Source organism: Burkholderia sp. YIM B11467 (genome assembly GCF_052952715.1).
Genome location: NZ_JBQVSQ010000001.1, coordinates 335,202 through 352,076 on the forward strand (window position 1 = coordinate 335,202; position 16,875 = coordinate 352,076).

Here is a 16,875-nt window from a genome sequence, read left to right on the forward strand (position 1 = left end):
CGGAAACAACAAGATGAAAACGGAAAAGGCAATGACAACCGTGCGCAGCGCACATCCGGTCGAACCGGCCGTGCGTGCGCGCGTGATGGCGGAGCTCGCGGAGGTCGAGCGCCGCCACGACGTGAGCGTGCTGTTCGCCTGCGAATCGGGCAGCCGCGGCTGGGGCTTCGCTTCGCCGGACAGCGATTACGACGTGCGCTTCGTGTACGTGCATCGACGCGACTGGTACCTGAGTGTCGAACCGCAACGCGACGTGATCGAGCGGCCGCTCGACGACGAGCTCGACGTGAGCGGCTGGGAACTGCGCAAGGCGCTGCAACTGCTGCGCCGCTCGAACCCGACGCTGCTCGAATGGCTCGACTCGCCCGTCGTGTATCGCGAAGACGCGCGCTGGGCACCTCGGCTCCGGTCGCTGGCGTCGGCGTTCTTCTCGCCGGTGCGGGGGCGTCATCACTACCTCGCGATGGCGAAGAAGAACTTTCGCGGATATCTGCAAGGCGACACGGTGCGTTACAAGAAGTACCTGTACGTGCTGCGGCCGCTGCTCGCGGTGCGCTGGATCGACATGGGGCTCGGCATGCCGCCGATGCGCTTCGCGGATCTCGTCGAAGGCACCGTGCATGAGGCGGCAGTGCGCGCGGAACTCGATGCGTTGCTCGCGTTGAAGATGAGCGCGAACGAAAGCGAGTACGGGCCGCGTCGACCCGCGATCCACACGCTCGTCGAATCGATGCTCGCCGATGCCGAACACGATCGCGAATACAAGCGGCCGTGGGGCGACGTCGCGATGCTCGACACGTTCCTGCGCGACGTGATCGACGGTCGATGAAAAAAGAACGGCGCGGTGCCTGCGGGCATCGCGCCGTTTTTACTTGTGCGTACGCCCGGCCGCTGCCGTCAAGAAACGTACGTGCCCGCACACAGCACATCGCCACACCGGTCGCGACCCGTTGCGGCGGTATACTCGGTCTCGTTCGCCAAAGCGCGCCGCATCATGCGCCGCTGCACTCGACGTGCACCGCTTGCTGACGATGCGCTTGCAGTCCGACGTCTTCCGCCCGCCCATTCACAGCCGATACGAACCGTCATGTCGCACCGCCTTTCGCTCGCCCTCGCCGCCCTCCTCGTTACTTCCCCGCTCGCCGCGCAGGCTCGCCCGCTCTCGCGGCCGCCGGTCGAGCGTGACTTCAAGAGCTGGTCGGTCGTCTGCGACAACGGCAACCGCTGCATCGCCGAAAGCCACGCCGACGATATCGACGATGCACGCACCAGCCTCATCCTGCGCGTGACGCGCGATGCCGGCCCCGACGCACAAGCATTGCTCGACATCTTCGCGTCGGCACCGCTGGACCTGCGCACCGCCCGCGTCGACGGTCGCCCGTTCGATGCGATGCCGGCTCAATGGCATGCGTCCGGCGACAAGACCAACGACGACGTGCACCCGTTCCGGATCCGGACGAGCGATCCGGCCACGGTTGCCGCGTGGCTCGCGGCGGCGCGCAATGCGCAGCTGCTGAGCTTCGGCGATCCGGCGTCGGCGCAAACCGCACGCACGCCGTTGTCGGGATTGAATGCCGCGCTGCTGCTGATCGACGACACGCAGGGCCGCGTCGGCACGGTCACCGCGCTGCTGCGCCCCGGCACCCGGCCCGCGTCGTCGGTGCCGGCCGCGCCGGCACTGCCGCCCGCCATCGCGCCGGCGCCGCCCGTCGCCGACCTGCCAGCCGCCGAGCAGCGCCCGCTCGTCGACGCGGTGCTCGCGAAATTCGGCAGCGACGTGAAGCAATGTGCGGCCGATGTCGAAGACGAGATGTCGGCCGGTGATCGCAGGAAGATGTCGCGCGCCGTGGCGATCTCGGCCGACGAAGCGCTCGTCGCGATACCGTGCCAGACGAGCAGCATGTATAACCACACCGACCTGTGGTACCGCGTGCGACGTACGGCGCCGTACGCGCCGACGGCGATGAATTTCGGCGAGAACGCGAACGCGGGCCTCGATTCGGCGTCGTCCGCGAACGAACTGACCGAGGCCGGCTACGATTCCGCCAACGCGACGCTGTCGAGCAAGGTCAGGCTGCGCAGTGCCGGCGATTGCGGCTCGACCGCGTCGTGGATCTTCGACGGCCGGCGCTTCGTGCTCCACGACATCGCCACGCACGGCACGTGCAACGGCCTGTTCCAGGATCAATGGCCGCGCCTGTATCGCCGGGCCGACGCGACAGGAAACCGCTGACGCGCGCATCGCGCCGATACGCACCGAAAAAACCACAACAATCCGAGGGGCCACCCCATGCATCTCCCGTCCATCGACGCGTCGCGCGGCGCAACCGCAAGCGCGACGCAGCGCACGTTCGGCTGGCGCTTCGCGCTTTCGTGCGTGCTGGTCGCCGTCACCGCATTCGCGTTCGCGCCGGCTCACGCGGCAAGCGCCGACGATTCGGTCGAGATCCCGTTCTGGTCGCGCAACTGGACCGGCACGATCGGCAACCGGCACGTCGACGTGTCGCTGTCGCGTGTCGCCGACACGGTATCCGGCTGGTACTGCTACGCGCCCTGCGCATCGGACAAACGCTATCGGCTGGCGCTGAAGGGATCGCTCGATGCGCACGGCGCGACGCTGTCGGAACGCGACATCGGCGCAAAGACGGATGCCGATCGCACGACAGGCACATGGCGCGTCGCGTCGCTCGACGGCACGGCGACCGGCACGTGGGCGTCGCCGGACGGCAAGCGCACGCTGCCTGTCTCGCTCGCGCTGAAACACGACGGCCAGCCGTTTCCTTACGAGATCCGCCTCGTTGCGGACAAGCTGCCGGACGATAGCGGGTCATGCAACGACGTGCCGCACGTCAGCGCGATCCGCCTGTACGATCATGGCCGCCTCGTGCAAACGCTGCAGACCGATTCGCAAGGCACCTGCAACCTGTTCACGCCCGAATTCGCCGACGTGAACTTCGATGGCTGGCCCGACCTGATGCTCGCGCAATCGATGGGCGCCGGCCCGAACATTCCGTACCAGACGTGGATCTTCGACCCGAAGACGCGCCGCTTCACCGACGCCCCGCAAGGGCTGCAGGACATCACGTCGCCGGACTTCGATCCCGTGCACCGGATCATCTGGACGAGCTGGCGCGCGAGCTGCTGCGAGCACGGCGTGACGACCTACCGCTGGCAGGGAAACGACGTGAAGGAAATCGATTCGGCCAGCAGCTACATGCTGCCCGTGCTCGACGGGACCACGCGCCGCTATTGCTACGTCATACCCGGTTACGGCGACGGTTATATCGCGTTTCCGGAGCGCATCGAACAGACCGGCACCGGGCTGCGGTCAACGCTGGGCAACCCGAAAGGCTGCGACGCGAGCGATTCGCCGTCGATGACGCGTGTGTATATCGACATCTGGAAACCGGGTGCGCCCGGCCACGCACCGACGCTCGTTCGCACCGAAAAGGTCACGTGGAAGCGTACGCAAACCCGTGCCGGCATGAAGTTCTGCCCCGACGTGCCGTTCTACGACAACGGCCGCATCCGCCGCATCGTGCTGAGCGACGATCCCGACCAGTGCAGCGCCGATAACCCCGACAAGAACTAACGCGACGCCCGCCCGCGCGGGCGTGCCGCCGTCACGTCACGCGCCGACGATCGAGATCGAGAACCCGTCCCAGCCCTTCTGCCCGACCGTCTGCACGGCCGTCGTCGTGAGCTTCGGCTCGGCCACGAGACGCGCGAACCCGTCGCGCACGCCGACCACATCGGGCTCGCGATTGTCGGGATCGGCCACGCGCCCGCCGCGCACGACGTTGTCGACGACGATCACCGTGCCGGGCCGCGACAGCTTCAGCGCCGCGTCGAGATAAACGGGGTTGTTGTCCTTGTCGGCATCGATGAAGATGAAATCGAACGGCGGCTCACCCGCGTCGACGAGCCGCGCGAGGCTGTCCTTCGCGCTGCCGACGATCACCGACACGACTTCCGCGAACCCGGCGCGCGCAATGTTCTGCGTCGCGACCTTCGCATGCTCGGGGTTCAGCTCGAGCGTCACGAGCGTGCCGCCCGGCGGCAACGCGCGCGCGAGCCAGATCGTGCTGTAGCCACCGAGCGTGCCGACCTCGAGGATGCGCCGCGCGCCGCGGATCGTCGCGAGCAGCTGCAGCAGCTTGCCCTGGTTCGGCGCGACGTTGATCGCGGGCAGCCCGGCCGCGTCGCTCGCCGCCAGCGCAGCGTCGAGCGCGTCGTCGGACGGCACGAGCGTCGCGGAGAAATACGCATCCACCTGGTTCCACTGATCCTGATCCATCGCGCACCCCTAGTCTGCGGAAAAAGGCATTCTATGCGCCGCGACCCCATAAGCAACAAACCATTCGTTCTAAGGACAGCAGCGCACGTGCTCCTATAATCGCCGGACAGCCGGACTCTCGACCTTCACAACAACAAACGGAGCACCCATGACCGATCAGGCCTCTTCGAACTGGCGTCTCGAAACCATCGCCGTGCACGGCGGCTATCGTCCCGACCCGACCACGCGTGCGGTCGCGGTACCGATCTACCAGACCGTTGCGTACGCATTCGACGACACGCAGCACGGCGCCGACCTGTTCGACCTGAAGGTCCAGGGCAACATCTATACGCGGATCATGAACCCGACGACCGACGTGCTCGAACAGCGGATCGCCGCGCTCGAGGGCGGCATTGGCGCGCTCGCGCTCGCGTCGGGGCAATCCGCCGTCACGTATGCGATCCAGACGATCGCCGAAGCCGGCGACAACATCGTGTCCGCGAGTTCGCTGTACGGCGGCACCTACAACCTGTTTGCGCATACGCTGCCGCAGTACGGAATTACGACGCGCTTCGCCGATCCGCGCGACCCCGCGTCGTTCGAGCCGCTGATCGACGCGCGCACGAAGGCGATCTTCGCGGAATCGGTCGGCAATCCGCTCGGCAACGTCACCGACATCGCCGCGCTCGCGGAAGTCGCGCATCGCCACGGCATCCCGCTGATCGTCGACAACACGGTGCCGTCGCCGTACCTGCTGCGCCCGTTCGAGCACGGCGCGGACATCGTCGTGCACTCGCTGACGAAGTATCTCGGCGGGCACGGCACGAGCCTCGGCGGCGCGATCGTCGATTCGGGCAAGTTCCCGTGGGCGCAGCACGCCGACCGCTTCAAGCGGTTGAACGAACCCGACGTCAGCTATCACGGCGTCGTCTATACGGAAGCATTCGGGCCGGCCGCCTATATCGGCCGCGCGCGCGTGGTGCCGCTGCGCAACATGGGCGCGGCGATCTCGCCGTTCAATGCGTTCCAGATCCTGCAGGGGATCGAGACGCTTGCGCTGCGCGTCGAACGGATCAGCGACAACGCGCTGAAGATCGCGCAGCATCTCGCGCGCCACGAGAACGTCGAGTGGGTGAACTATGCAGGCCTGCCCGATCACCCCGACCATCCGCTCGTCGCGCGCTACCTGTCGGGCCGCGCGCCGGGCATCCTGACGTTCGGCGTGAAGGGTGGCCGCGACGGCGGCGCGAAATTCCAGGACGCGCTGAAGCTGTTCACGCGGCTCGTCAACATCGGCGATACGAAGTCGCTCGCGACGCATCCGGCGTCGACGACGCACCGGCAACTGTCGCCGGCCGAACTCGCGAAGGCCGGCGTGAAGGAGGAAACGGTGCGGCTGTCGATCGGCATCGAGCATATCGACGACCTGCTCGCCGATCTCGATCAGGCGCTCGCGCAGCTTTGACCGGAACGGGCGCGCGGGCTGGCCGGCGCGCGCCCGCTCTCATCAAATGCCTTGACCCTGGAGCGGCTTCAGGGTGTTCAATCCCCGGTTGACGCCGGGGCATCGCCCGGCGCGTACGAACCGCGCGACGCATCGGGTGCAGGACAGTACGCCCGCTGCGGCCCGCCTACTGCCCGAGGCCACATGACACCGACCGCGAAGCTTGCGCTGCTCACGTTACCGCCCGTGCTGGCGGCCTGTTTCGGCGCACTCGCGGCCGCATGGCGCGCGCCCGGCCCGAAGACGTCGAGCGTCATCCAGCATTTCACCGGCGGCATCGTGTTCGCGGCCGCCGCGCTCGAACTGCTGCCACAGGACCGCGCGCACGCGCTGTTTCCGGTCGTCGTCGGTTTCGTGCTCGGCATCGCGCTGATGCTCGCGATCCGCGCGCTGTCGGGTGCGATCGAGACGCGCTTCGAGGAAGCGCGCCTGCCCTTCAGCCTGATCATCGTCACCGCGATCGACCTCGTCGTCGACGGCCTCGTGCTCGGCATCGCGTTCTCCGCGAGCGACGAAAGCGGCATCATCCTGACCGTCGCGCTGACGCTCGAAGTGCTGTTCCTCGCGCTGTCGGTCAGCGCGGCGCTCGCGGCGGCCGGCATCGGCCGCACGCTGTCGATCGTCGTGCCGGTCGCGCTCGCGGCGCTGCTGAGCATCGCGGCCGTGGCCGGCAACGCGGCGTTCGCGGGGCTGCCGGCGAATATCTACGCGGCGCTGCTGGGGCTGGGCACCGTCGCGCTGCTGTACCTCGTCACCGAGGAACTGCTGGTCGAAGCGCACGAAGTACCTGAGACACCGTTCGCGACGGCCGCCTTCTTCATCGGCTTCATCGTGTTCTTCCTGATCGAAGGATCGGTGAAGGCCGGGTAAGCCGCTCGCGACGGCGCGCCGGCTACCACGTCGTCGCGCCCGCCGGATACGTGTCGACGAAACGCGTGCCGTTGACGGGCGTGACACCCTCGTTGCGCAGTGCGGCCCACAGGTCGATCGCGTGTTCGCGCGACTTGCGACTGCCGTCGTCGGTCAGCACGTTCAGCGCGATCACTTCGTCGCGTGTCGTCAGTTGCAGCTGTTCCTTCAGCTTGCGCGACTGATGCGATGCGGTACGGACTTCACCCAGCAGAATCCGCTTCTCCGCGACGTTCGACTCGCCGCCCGCGTCGGTCGGCACGAACGTCAGCCGGCCGTTGTCGACTTCGCATTGCCCGCGCGTGAATGTCGCGCTCCACTCGCCTGCCGGCACGGCCGCGAATTCGCAGCGCATCCGCTCGTTCGCACGGCTGCCGGCATCGTGCGCCGACGCATGCGACAACGCCCGTTCCGGCCAGCCGGCCGCCATCGCCGCCGTCGACATCAAGCAGGCGGCAAACACGATTCCTGTTGCGATAGTGCGCATGGCGCGCTCCTTGTCATAGGGGGAATTGGCCGAGCGGCGTTACCGTGGTCGGCCGTGAATGAACGATCAACGCATCGCGAAGCGGTTGTCGTGCACATCGACCGTCGGCGCCTTCTCGCCGCGATGCACCGTCGAGCGATGGATTTCCTGGTTGCGCGCGACGGTTGCCGGGCTCGCCGGATAGTCGTGATTCGGGCTCGGGATCACGCCGTCGTGCCGCGCGCGCACCAGCTCCTGGCGCACTTCCTGCCGCGTCTTCGCCTGCGCGGCCGCGGCTTGCGAGAAGGCCGCGATCGACAGCGCGGCAACGGTCAGAACGATCATCGGTCGCCGAATGTTCATGGGGTTCGCTCCTTGCTGGTATCCGTGACGGGAGCCTTCACTTTGATCCGGCGGCGGTGCGGAATCGTGAGCGCAGCGTGACGGTTTCGTCACGGTTTCCGCATGCACTCCATCGCAGTGCGAATGAACCTACGCATGAATCGATGTCCTCATGACGTCTCGATGACATTTTTCTCATTTGTCCCTCACCTTCACGATCCGAACGCTTCCCAGAATCGCCAGCGCGTTCGCGACATTCCCGCTCGCCGGCAAAAGACGCGGCTCCGGAATCGACCGATGCGCGGAACGATCATCTTGAACCTCAGGGACACTCCATGAAAACTCCAGTTCGGCTCGTCATGATGTCAGGTGCGCTGCTTGCGACCGCCCACGCGGCGCACGCGTCGGAAGTCACGCTGTACGGTCTGTTCGATACGTCGCTGACGTATGTGTGGAACGCCAACGCGGACGGCAAAAACCTCGTCGGCCTCGGCAACGGCAATCTGCTCGGCAACCGCTTCGGCGTGAAAGGCTCGGAGGATCTGGGCGGCGGGCTGAAGGCGATCTTCACGCTGGAGAACGGCTTCAATCCGAACACCGGCGCGCTCGGGCAAGGCAACCGGATGTTCGGCCGGCAAGCGTTCGTCGGTCTCGAAAGCGCACGCTGGGGTACGCTGACGCTCGGCCGCCAGTACGACGCGCTCGCCGATGTCGCATGGCCGGTGACTGGCGACTTCTACTTCGGCAGCGTGTACGCGACGCCCGGCGACGTCGACAACTACGACACGTCGTCACGCACCGACAACGCGGTGAAGTACACGTCGCCCGTAATCAGCGGATTCCAGTTCGTCGGCATGTATGCGCTCGGCGGCGTGGCCGGCAAGAGCGGCGCCGGGCAAACCTGGTCGGCCGGCCTGTCGTACAGCAACGGCCCGGTCGACATGGCCGGCGGCTACTACTACGCGGCCAATCGTTCGTCGCTCGCCAACGGGATCCGGACCGGCTGGAACGGCACCTCCGACGGAACGTTCGACGGGTCGCTGGTCAACGGCGGCTACATCTCCGCGAAATCGATCGGCATCGCACGCGGCGCGCTGCGCTACAACTTCGCGCCGTTCGCGGTCGGCGTCGACTACAGCAACGCGCTGTACAAGGCCGATGCGATGTCCGCGTTTCGCAGCACGCAGAAGTACGACACCGCGCGTGGTTTCTTCAACTATCAGGCGACGCCCAGCCTGCTCGTCGGCGTCGGCTACAGCTACACACGGGCCCGCGGCGATACGAGTGCGACCTATCACCAGGTGTCCGCAGGCGCCGACTACGTGCTGTCGAAGCGCACCGATCTTTATGCGGTCGGTGCATGGCAGCGCGCGAACGGAGAACAGCGCACGCTCGACGGCGGCACGCAAACGGCGCAGGCGTCGATCGGCTCGTATGGCTACGGCGGCACGCGCACGCAAGGCATCGTCAATCTCGGCTTGCGCCACCGGTTCTGATCGCGACGGCGGCACGCGCGCCTGCGTGACGAAAATGTCACGTTCCGATCAGGTTCACGATGCGTCGTGCCGCTACGATCGGAACGGTAACGGGCGCGGCCCGTTCCCACCCACGCAGCGGATCGCTGTCGCACGACACGATCACGCGTTCAGCCCGGACTCGTCGAGTACCGGGCTTTTTTTTGGTTCATCGCGGATTTCCGTGGATGTCGCTGTCCGCCCCACTGCTGCGAATCGCGCGGAATCTGCTAGTGGGCAATACTCCTCTATCGGCCACATCGGACTGTAATCGAGTGTAATCGATTCGCGCGCCAATTCCGCCTACGCTGCAAGAACTCTTTGGAAAGATTCGAATTCTTCGATCGAGAAGATTTTAAATCCAGAAGAGAAATGGGTGCCGCAAGCACCTTTGCTTTGACACAAATTTACTTCGGAGAAAATCATGGGACATCGCGAAATTCTCGCTGGCGCACCCGCAACAATCGAAATTATTGCATTGTTTGACGTCGAATTAATTCTGCACGATTATCCAATAAAGAATAATAATACCCCTCAGACCGCCACGTGGATCGAACACGGGCCAAAATCAGTAAAATATGCGTATCTGGTTGCTCCTGAGGAGTATGTGGAGCCCGATACAAACGCGACACCGGATCTCACGATCTATGGCCTTACCGGCGATACCGTCCGTTGGCGCGGTCTCTCCTTCAGTGGAAACATCAACCATGCGGGAGCCCTAGTTGCGATCAAACCTAATGGGGTCCTACATGTCCTTCAATTTAAGGGCCCTCCGTGTGATGTCCCGGGGTCTTATTTGGGTTACAACATTGACAAAGGTGAACCTTACGATATTAAGCAGTTTTTGGATAACCGTATCGATTATTCTGTTATTGGCACTGGCACAGATAATTATATTGTAGTGTTTGCGTTAATGGAGGTTGATCGCAGAACTGGAAATATCGGCAAGATTGGATATTATCAGTGGGACCCGAAAGTTACCTGCCACGCTTGAACCGGAATCCAATTGACGTTAGGGGGCGGCGATATCTCTCCGGCAGTCGTTGAACATGAAGCCGCCCCAATTTCGAGTCGATAAGGTTCCTTGCAATGCCGTTCCGCAAGATTGCGCGCGCGTTCACGAAAATGCTCGGGACGTGGTGCGGAAGCTATCGGCACACCTGAGTTCAAACAATAGCGCCGCGAGCGAAAGAAGGTCGAGATGCTGTTCGCGCATCTGAAGCTCGATCGCTGAGGCCACGAGAGCTGAGCGGAGTGCAGGACGAATTCCTGTTGGCAACAACTGCGCAAAACCTGCGACGAATGGCTAACCGGTTGACGCCGCTCGGCAACGAGATGATTGCGATGGCGGTGTAGCCATGCGATGAGAGGCGAAAGCTTCTTCGAAGTCAGGCGCATCGATTCAACCGAACCTCATCGCAAGTGCAAGTGAGTTATGGACGTCGTCCGAGCCGAGTATTCCAACGGAATCGGCCGATCGCCGACAGTCTGCCTCGCGTTCCCCGGTAATCCGCGATGAACCTTTTTTTGCGGGTTCGGCGCTCACCGTGCGGGATTGCGTTGCGGGAACAGGCAAGGATGCGTTTTCACGTACAGGTTCGGATTGCCGCAGCGATGCCCGGCATAGTCGATCTGCTCGCCCGGCATCAGGTCGGTCGGCACCGGCTTGCGCGCGGCGGCCGACACGGTCATGCCGGGATCGGAACGTGTCGATACGCAGCCCGCGAACAACGGGACGATCAGGATTGCGATCAAAGACAGGCGAATGGCGGGACGATGCACTTTTCGGTCCGGAATGAAAGTCTGAACGGGACCGCCCGCGTTCGATGCTGCTGTCGCGAGCGGTGAAAAAGCCGACGACCGCGACGGCCATCGGCAGACTTCATGTTCCACTTCCCGCTCATTGCGCCCATGACGCGAACATGACGATTGCGTCATGCCGATCGAGCGCGACCCGCGCGCCGCCGCGCAATCTGACGTTTTTTTCATCTGCCGATCACGGTGGCGCACGGCTGCTTTCGCATACTGGGTCCACGGTTCGCCACCCGGCGACCCTGATCAAGGAGAGCACTCAATGAACACCGCAAAACTCGCAGCACTGTTCGTCACCGCCACGCTGTCGCTCGGCCTCGCCACGCAGGCCGCGTTTGCACAGTCGCAGACGCAAACGCAGGGCAAGACCCGCACGCAGGTCGTCAATGAACTGAAGCAGGCGCAGCATGAAGGTGTCGTGCCGACGGGCAAGACGCAGTACCCGCCGACCGGCGAGATGGTCGCGCGCAACAAGGAGCTTCACGGGATTTCGGTGCATCGCGGCGAGAAGGCGCCGCAAACCGACAACCACGACGACCTGGCCAAGCGCTGATGTTGCGCCGGCAACCGATCGCGGGCAACGTGTCGCGCGCGGCCGCCTCACGGCGAACGCGCGGGCGTGCCTGCCCGCAGGTCAGGCGGCGCTGGCCGGTGGCCGCTGTGGTTCGGCCGGCCGCCGCGGAAAGCGCAGCCAGAACGTCGTACGCCGGCCGGGGTCGCTGTCGACGCCGCAATCGCCACCGTGGTTGTCCATGATCGACCGGACGATCGCCAGGCCCAGCCCCGTCCCCGATGCCGAATTGTGCCGCGACGGATCGACGCGATAGAAGCGCTCGAAGATCCGCCCGACATGCTGCGCGTCGATGCCGGGCCCCGTATCCGACACGGCGATGGTCGTCGCGCCGCCCTGCTCCACGCAGTCGATCGTCACGACGCTGCCGCGCGGCGCATAGGTCAGCGCATTGGACAGCAGGTTGCTCAGCGCGCGCTGGTACAGCATCAGATCCGCATCGACCCACGCATGGCCGTCGACCTTCACCGACACGCCCTCATCCTCCGCGAGCGACTCGTAGTAGCCGGCGACGCGCCCGGCCTCCTCCGCCGCATTCAAGCGCTGCACGTCGATCGACGTGCCGGCCTGTTCCGAGCGCGCGAGAAACAGCATGTCCTCGATCATCCGCGACAGCCGCTGGTATTCGTCGATGCTCGACTCGATCACGTTCCGGTATTCATCCGCGCTGCGCGGCTGCGACAGCACGACCTGCGCGGCCGCCTGCAGGTTCGTCAGCGGCGTACGCATGTCGTGCGCGAGATTCGACGAGAACTGGCTCAACCGCGTGAACGATTCGTCCAGCCGCGCGAGCATCCCGTTGAATGCATGCTCCAGCTCCTTCAGCTCACCGGACGTATCGAGCTCCGGCAACGGATGGGCAAGCCGGCTCGACGACATCTGCTCGGCACGCGCCGCGAACCGCCGCAGCGGGCTCAGCCCGAGCGCCGCGATGCCGTACGCGATCGCGGCCGCGAGCACCACGCCGAACACCTCGATCACGACGATCGTATAAGCATGCGTGCGCAACAGCAGTACGTCGGCGCTGCGGTCGTACTGCACCGCGACGCGCACCACGGGCGCGCCCGCGCCGGCGAGCGGCACGGTCGTCACGAGATACTGGTGCCGCGCACCGGGGGGCGCGACGCCGACCGGCACACGCCCCGCGTCCATCGACAGCAGCGGCCCATAGAGGCGGAAACCGGGCGTACCGACGAGGCGCGTGCCCGCCGCATCGTAGATCGCGAGATCCATGTTCGGATGGCCGTGCAGCTGGTCGATCCAGATATCGGTGTTGCGCGCGACCTCGGCCGTCGTGCGCGCGTCGGCCAGGTGCCCGCCCAGCGCCGTGGAAATGCCGGCCATCTGCTCGGCCGCCGTCGTCTCGACGCGGTTGCTCAGCGCTTCGTAAAGCGCGAAGCCGCTCGACGCGAGGATCACCGACGTCGACAGGATGATCAGCGCGGTCAGGCGTCCGCGCAGCGTGCGCGGCAGCAGGCGCGCGATCATGCGGCCGCGCCGCCGCGCGCTTCGAGCACGTAGCCCATCCCGCGCACGGTGTGGATCAGCTTCGGTTCGTACGCGTCGTCGATCTTCGAACGCAGGCGCCGGATCGCCGAATCGACGACGTTCGTGTCGCTGTTGAAGTTCATGTCCCACACCTGCGACGCGATCGTCGCGCGCGGCAGGATCTCGCCCTCGCGGCGCATCAGCAGCCACAGCAGCGCGAATTCCTTCGCGGTCAGCAGGATCGTGTCGCGTTGCCGCGTGGCCTTGCGGCGCGTCAGGTCGAGTTCGAGATCGGCCACGCGCAGCGTGTTCGAATCGCGCGGCTGGCCGCGCCGCAGGATCGACTTGATGCGCGCGGTCAGCTCGACAAAGTCGAACGGTTTCGCGAGATAGTCGTCGGCGCCGAGCTCGAGCCCCTTCACACGATCGCCGACGTCGTCGCGCGCGGTAAGGAACAGCACGGGCGTCGACTTGCTGCGCCGCAGGTTCTGCAACAGCGTCCAGCCGTCCTGCCCGGGCAGCATCACGTCGAGCACGAGCAGGTCGTACTCCTCGGTCTCGGCCTGATGCTGGCCGGTGATGCCGTCCTCGACCCAGTCGACGACATAACCTGCCTCGGTCAGGCCCTTGCGCAGATACGCGCCCGTCTTCGGTTCATCCTCGACAATCAGAATTCGCATCACGCATTACCCTTGAAGAAACCCAGCCGGCGCAGCATGCCCATGCCGAAACCACCGCGAAACGCGGCGCGCCACGACACCGCATGGCTGACGCGGTACAGCACGGGCAGCACCAGCAGCGTCAGCGCCGTGGACGACAGGATACCGCCGATCACGACCGTCGCGAGCGGGCGCTGCACCTCGGCGCCGGTGCCGGTTGCGAACGCCATCGGCAGGAACCCCAGCGACGCGACGAGCGCGGTCATCAGCACGGGGCGCAGCCGCGTGAGCGCACCTTCGCGCACGGCGACATCGAGCGGCGTCCCTTCGTCGCGCAGGTTGCGGATGAACGAGATCATCACGAGACCGTTGAGCACCGCGACGCCGGACAGTGCGATGAAGCCGACCGCCGCGGTGATCGACAGCGGAATCCCGCGCAGCCACAGCGACACGACGCCGCCGCTCAGCGCGAACGGTATGCCGGTGAACACGAGCAGCCCGTCCTTCACGTTGTTGAACATCACGAACAGCAGCACGAACACCATGAACAGCGCGAGCGGTACGACGAGCTTCAGGCGCTCGCTCGCGCTTTGCAGCTGTTCGAACTGCCCGCCCCACGATACCCAGTAACCGGCCGGCACGCGCACGTCCTGCTGCAGTTGCTCACGCGCATCGGCGACGAACGAGCCGACGTCGCGGCCGCGCACGTTCGCGCTGACGACGACGCGCCGCTTGCCGTCCTCGCGGCTGATCTGGTTCGGACCCGGCGCGACGTCGATCGTCGCGAGTTCCGCGAGCGGCACGTACGGCGCCGCCGCGAGCGGTGCGCGGGCGCCGGCCGCCGGCGCGGGCAGCGCGATCGGCAGCCGCTTGATCGCCTCGATGTCCGAGCGCAGCTCGTCGGGCAGCCGCACGACGATGTCGAAGCGGCGATCGCCCTGGAACAGCGTGCCGGCCTTCTGCCCGCCGACGGCCGCGGCCACGGTGTCCTGCAGGTCGGCGACGCTCACGCCGTAGCGCGCGAGCTTGTCGCGGTCGAGCGTGACGGTCAGCACGGGCAGGCCCGTGGTCTGTTCGACCTTGACCTCCGACGCGCCCGGCACCTTCTGCAGCGCGGCCGCGATCTGCTCGCCGGTCTGGTTCAGCACGGCCATGTCGTCGCCGAAGATCTTCACGGCGACGTCGCTGCGCACGCCCGAGATCAGTTCGTTGAAGCGCAGCTGGATCGGCTGCGAGAACTCGTACGCGTTGCCCGGCAGCTCGGCCAGCGCTTCCTCGATCTCGCGCACGAGCGTGTCGCGCGGTTTCTTCGGGTCGGGCCACTGATCGGCCGGCTTCAGCATGATGTAACCGTCCGACAGGTTCGGCGGCATCGGGTCGGCGGCGATCTCGGCCGTGCCGGTGCGCGCGAACACGCGCTCGATTTCGGGGAAACGCGTCTTCAGCGTCTTCTCGATCGACTTCTGCATCTCGACCGACTGCGACAGGCTCGTGCCGGGAATCCGCAGCGCGGAGACGGCCAGGTCGCCTTCGTTGAGACTCGGAATGAACTCGCTGCCGAGCCGCGTGGCGAGCCCGAGCGTAACCAGCACGATCGCGCCCGCGCCGATCATCACGCGCGCCGGGCGCGTCATGAACGCGGCAAGCACCGGTTCGTACGCGCGCCGCGCCCAGCCCATCAGCCGGTTCTCCTTCTCCTCGACCCGCTCGCCGATGAACAGCGCGACGGCCGCCGGAATGAACGTGACGGTCAGCACCATCGCAGCCGCGAGCGCCATCACGACGGTAATGGCCATCGGATGGAACATCTTGCCTTCGACGCCGGTCAGCGCAAAGATCGGCAGGTACACGACCATGATGATCAGTTGCCCGAAGATCAGTGCGCGGCGTGCCTCCTGCGATGCGCCGAACACTTCGGCAAAGCGCTCGTCGCGCGTGAGCGGCCGGCCGGCGGCGGCCTGCGCATGCGCGAGCCGCCTCACGCAGTTCTCGACGATCACCACCGCGCCGTCGACGATGATCCCGAAGTCGAGCGCCCCAAGGCTCATCAGGTTTGCGCTCACCTTCGCGTTCACCATGCCGGTGAAGGTCATCAGCATCGACAGCGGGATCACGAGCGCGGTGATCAGCGCCGCGCGGATATTGCCGAGGAACAGGAACAGCACGGCGATCACGAGGATCGCGCCTTCGAGCAGGTTCTTCTTCACCGTCGCGACGGCCTTCTCGACGAGCACGGTGCGGTCGTACACCGGAATCGCCTTCACGCCGGACGGCAGTGTGCGGTTCACGTCCTCCATCTTCGCGGCGACGGCCTTCGCGACGGTCCGGCTGTTCTCGCCCATCAGCATGAAGACCGTGCCGAGCACGACTTCCTCGCCGTTCGACGTCGCCGCGCCCGTGCGCAGCTCGCGGCCGATGTCGACCACCCCGACGTCCTTCATCCGCACCGGCACGCCGCCGACGTTGGTCAGCACGATGTTCGAGATGTCGTCGACGGTGCGTGCCTGGCCCGGCACGCGCACGAGATACTGCTCGCCGCGCTTCTCGATGTAGCCGGCGCCGACGTTGTCGTTGTTGCGTTCCAGCGCACGCACGACGTCGGCGAGCGTCAGCCCGTACGACATCAGCTTCGCCGGATTCGGCGCGACGCGGTATTCCTTCACGTAGCCGCCGATCGAGTTGACCTCGGTCACGCCGCGCACGTTCCTGAGCTGCGGCCTGACGACCCAGTCCTGCAACTCGCGCAGGTCGGCCGCCGTATAGCGCGTGCCGTCGGGCTTGCGCGCGGCCGCGTCGGCCTCGACGGTCCACAGGTAAATCTCGCCGAGACCCGTCGACGTCGGACCCATCGCGGGCGCGATGCCGGGCGGCAGCTTGTCCTTCGCTTCCTGGATGCGCTCGTTGACGAGTTGCCGCGCGAAATAGATGTCGGTGCCGTCCTTGAAGATCACGGTGACCTGCGACAGCCCGTAGCGCGAAATCGAGCGCGTCTGCTCGAGGCCCGGCAGCCCGGCCATCACAGTCTCCACCGGATAGGTGATGCGCTGCTCGGCCTCGAGCGGCGAATAACCGGGCGCGGCCGTGTTGATCTGGACCTGCACGTTGGTAATGTCGGGCACCGCGTCGATCGGCAGCTTCTGGTAGCTGAAGACGCCCAGCGCGGCCACGGCCGCGATCGCCAGCATCACGAGCCAGCGGTGCGCAATCGCAAAGCGGATCAGGCGCTCAAACATGACGGAAATCCTTGAAACGGGGGACGGTCGCCCGCACCGGACGGGCCGCCCGGCCGGTCACCCGGAGGGGTGAATTGCGCGCCGCAGGGCGGGCCACGTTT

15 protein-coding genes are annotated in these 16,875 nt (G+C 65.8%); 8 read left to right on the forward strand and 7 right to left on the reverse strand.

All coding sequences use genetic code 11. The annotated features are described in order from the left end of the window. The first annotated feature begins 13 nt into the window (after positions 1-13). The 3 genes from ACTRWB_RS01535 to ACTRWB_RS01545 all read left to right on the forward strand — a co-directional run bounded on the left by ACTRWB_RS01535 (position 14) and on the right by ACTRWB_RS01545 (position 3,592). The gene (locus tag ACTRWB_RS01535) at positions 14-829 is read left to right on the forward strand and encodes a nucleotidyltransferase domain-containing protein (protein WP_446900670.1); all 816 of its coding nucleotides are present in this window, start codon (positions 14-16) and stop codon (positions 827-829) included. Positions 830-1,087: 258 nt separating this feature from the next. Next, positions 1,088-2,233: a DUF1176 domain-containing protein gene (locus tag ACTRWB_RS01540; protein WP_446900671.1), complete on the forward strand. Its 1,146-nt coding sequence runs from the start codon at positions 1,088-1,090 to the stop codon at positions 2,231-2,233. Positions 2,234-2,290: 57 nt separating this feature from the next. Further along, positions 2,291-3,592 carry an XAC2610-related protein gene (locus ACTRWB_RS01545; protein WP_446900672.1) on the forward strand — a complete coding sequence of 434 codons (1,302 nt, stop codon included), beginning with the start codon at positions 2,291-2,293 and terminating at the stop codon, positions 3,590-3,592. 36 nt (positions 3,593-3,628) lie between these two features. On the opposite strand, the gene ACTRWB_RS01550 is transcribed toward ACTRWB_RS01545, so the two are convergent. After that, positions 3,629-4,297: an O-methyltransferase gene (locus tag ACTRWB_RS01550; protein WP_446900673.1), complete on the reverse strand. Its 669-nt coding sequence runs from the start codon at positions 4,295-4,297 to the stop codon at positions 3,629-3,631. 148 nt (positions 4,298-4,445) lie between these two features. On the opposite strand from ACTRWB_RS01550, the gene ACTRWB_RS01555 reads away from it, so the two are divergent. Both ACTRWB_RS01555 and ACTRWB_RS01560 read left to right on the forward strand, forming a co-directional pair. After that, positions 4,446-5,741 (forward strand): O-acetylhomoserine aminocarboxypropyltransferase/cysteine synthase family protein, encoded by a 1,296-nt coding sequence (locus tag ACTRWB_RS01555; protein WP_193101144.1) that lies wholly within the window; start codon positions 4,446-4,448, stop codon positions 5,739-5,741. A 183-nt stretch (positions 5,742-5,924) separates the two neighbouring features. Then, complete coding sequence (locus ACTRWB_RS01560; RefSeq protein WP_048245314.1) at positions 5,925-6,650, forward strand: ZIP family metal transporter; 726 nt, start codon at positions 5,925-5,927, stop codon at positions 6,648-6,650. Between the two features lie 22 nt (positions 6,651-6,672). Here ACTRWB_RS01560 and ACTRWB_RS01565 read toward each other — a convergent pair whose 3' ends face one another. Together ACTRWB_RS01565 and ACTRWB_RS01570 are read right to left on the reverse strand one after the other, a co-directional pair. Beyond that, positions 6,673-7,176: a hypothetical protein gene (locus tag ACTRWB_RS01565; RefSeq protein ID WP_446900674.1), complete on the reverse strand. Its 504-nt coding sequence runs from the start codon at positions 7,174-7,176 to the stop codon at positions 6,673-6,675. A gap of 66 nt (positions 7,177-7,242) precedes the next feature. After that, positions 7,243-7,518: a DUF4148 domain-containing protein gene (locus ACTRWB_RS01570; protein WP_446900675.1), complete on the reverse strand. Its 276-nt coding sequence runs from the start codon at positions 7,516-7,518 to the stop codon at positions 7,243-7,245. Between the two features lie 314 nt (positions 7,519-7,832). Between ACTRWB_RS01570 and ACTRWB_RS01575 the strand changes: the two genes are divergently transcribed. Continuing rightward, entirely contained in the window at positions 7,833-8,993 is a 1,161-nt protein-coding gene (locus ACTRWB_RS01575; protein WP_446900676.1) for a porin, read from the forward strand. A 442-nt stretch (positions 8,994-9,435) separates the two neighbouring features. Continuing rightward, positions 9,436-10,005: an AidA/PixA family protein gene (locus ACTRWB_RS01580; RefSeq protein ID WP_446900677.1), complete on the forward strand. Its 570-nt coding sequence runs from the start codon at positions 9,436-9,438 to the stop codon at positions 10,003-10,005. A 548-nt stretch (positions 10,006-10,553) separates the two neighbouring features. Here the strand turns inward: ACTRWB_RS01580 and ACTRWB_RS01585 are convergent. Then, complete coding sequence (locus tag ACTRWB_RS01585; RefSeq protein ID WP_446900678.1) at positions 10,554-11,021, reverse strand: hypothetical protein; 468 nt, start codon at positions 11,019-11,021, stop codon at positions 10,554-10,556. 64 nt (positions 11,022-11,085) lie between these two features. On the opposite strand from ACTRWB_RS01585, the gene ACTRWB_RS01590 reads away from it, so the two are divergent. Beyond that, positions 11,086-11,376 (forward strand): DUF4148 domain-containing protein, encoded by a 291-nt coding sequence (locus ACTRWB_RS01590; RefSeq protein ID WP_129516710.1) that lies wholly within the window; start codon positions 11,086-11,088, stop codon positions 11,374-11,376. An 81-nt stretch (positions 11,377-11,457) separates the two neighbouring features. On the opposite strand, the gene ACTRWB_RS01595 is transcribed toward ACTRWB_RS01590, so the two are convergent. From ACTRWB_RS01595 to ACTRWB_RS01605, 3 genes are read right to left on the reverse strand one after another with little or no spacing between them, the layout of a single operon-like run. Next, on the reverse strand, positions 11,458-12,882 hold the full coding sequence (locus ACTRWB_RS01595) for a heavy metal sensor histidine kinase (protein WP_446900679.1): 1,425 nt from the start codon (positions 12,880-12,882) through the stop codon (positions 11,458-11,460). Further along, positions 12,879-13,562: a heavy metal response regulator transcription factor IrlR gene (gene irlR, locus ACTRWB_RS01600; RefSeq protein ID WP_446900680.1), complete on the reverse strand. Its 684-nt coding sequence runs from the start codon at positions 13,560-13,562 to the stop codon at positions 12,879-12,881. The genes ACTRWB_RS01595 and irlR overlap by 4 nt, the downstream gene beginning before the upstream one ends. Continuing rightward, a complete protein-coding gene (locus ACTRWB_RS01605) occupies positions 13,562-16,774 on the reverse strand; it encodes an efflux RND transporter permease subunit (protein ID WP_412025102.1) in 3,213 nt (1,070 codons plus the stop codon). The genes irlR and ACTRWB_RS01605 overlap by 1 nt, the downstream gene beginning before the upstream one ends. Positions 16,775-16,875: the final 101 nt, after the last annotated feature.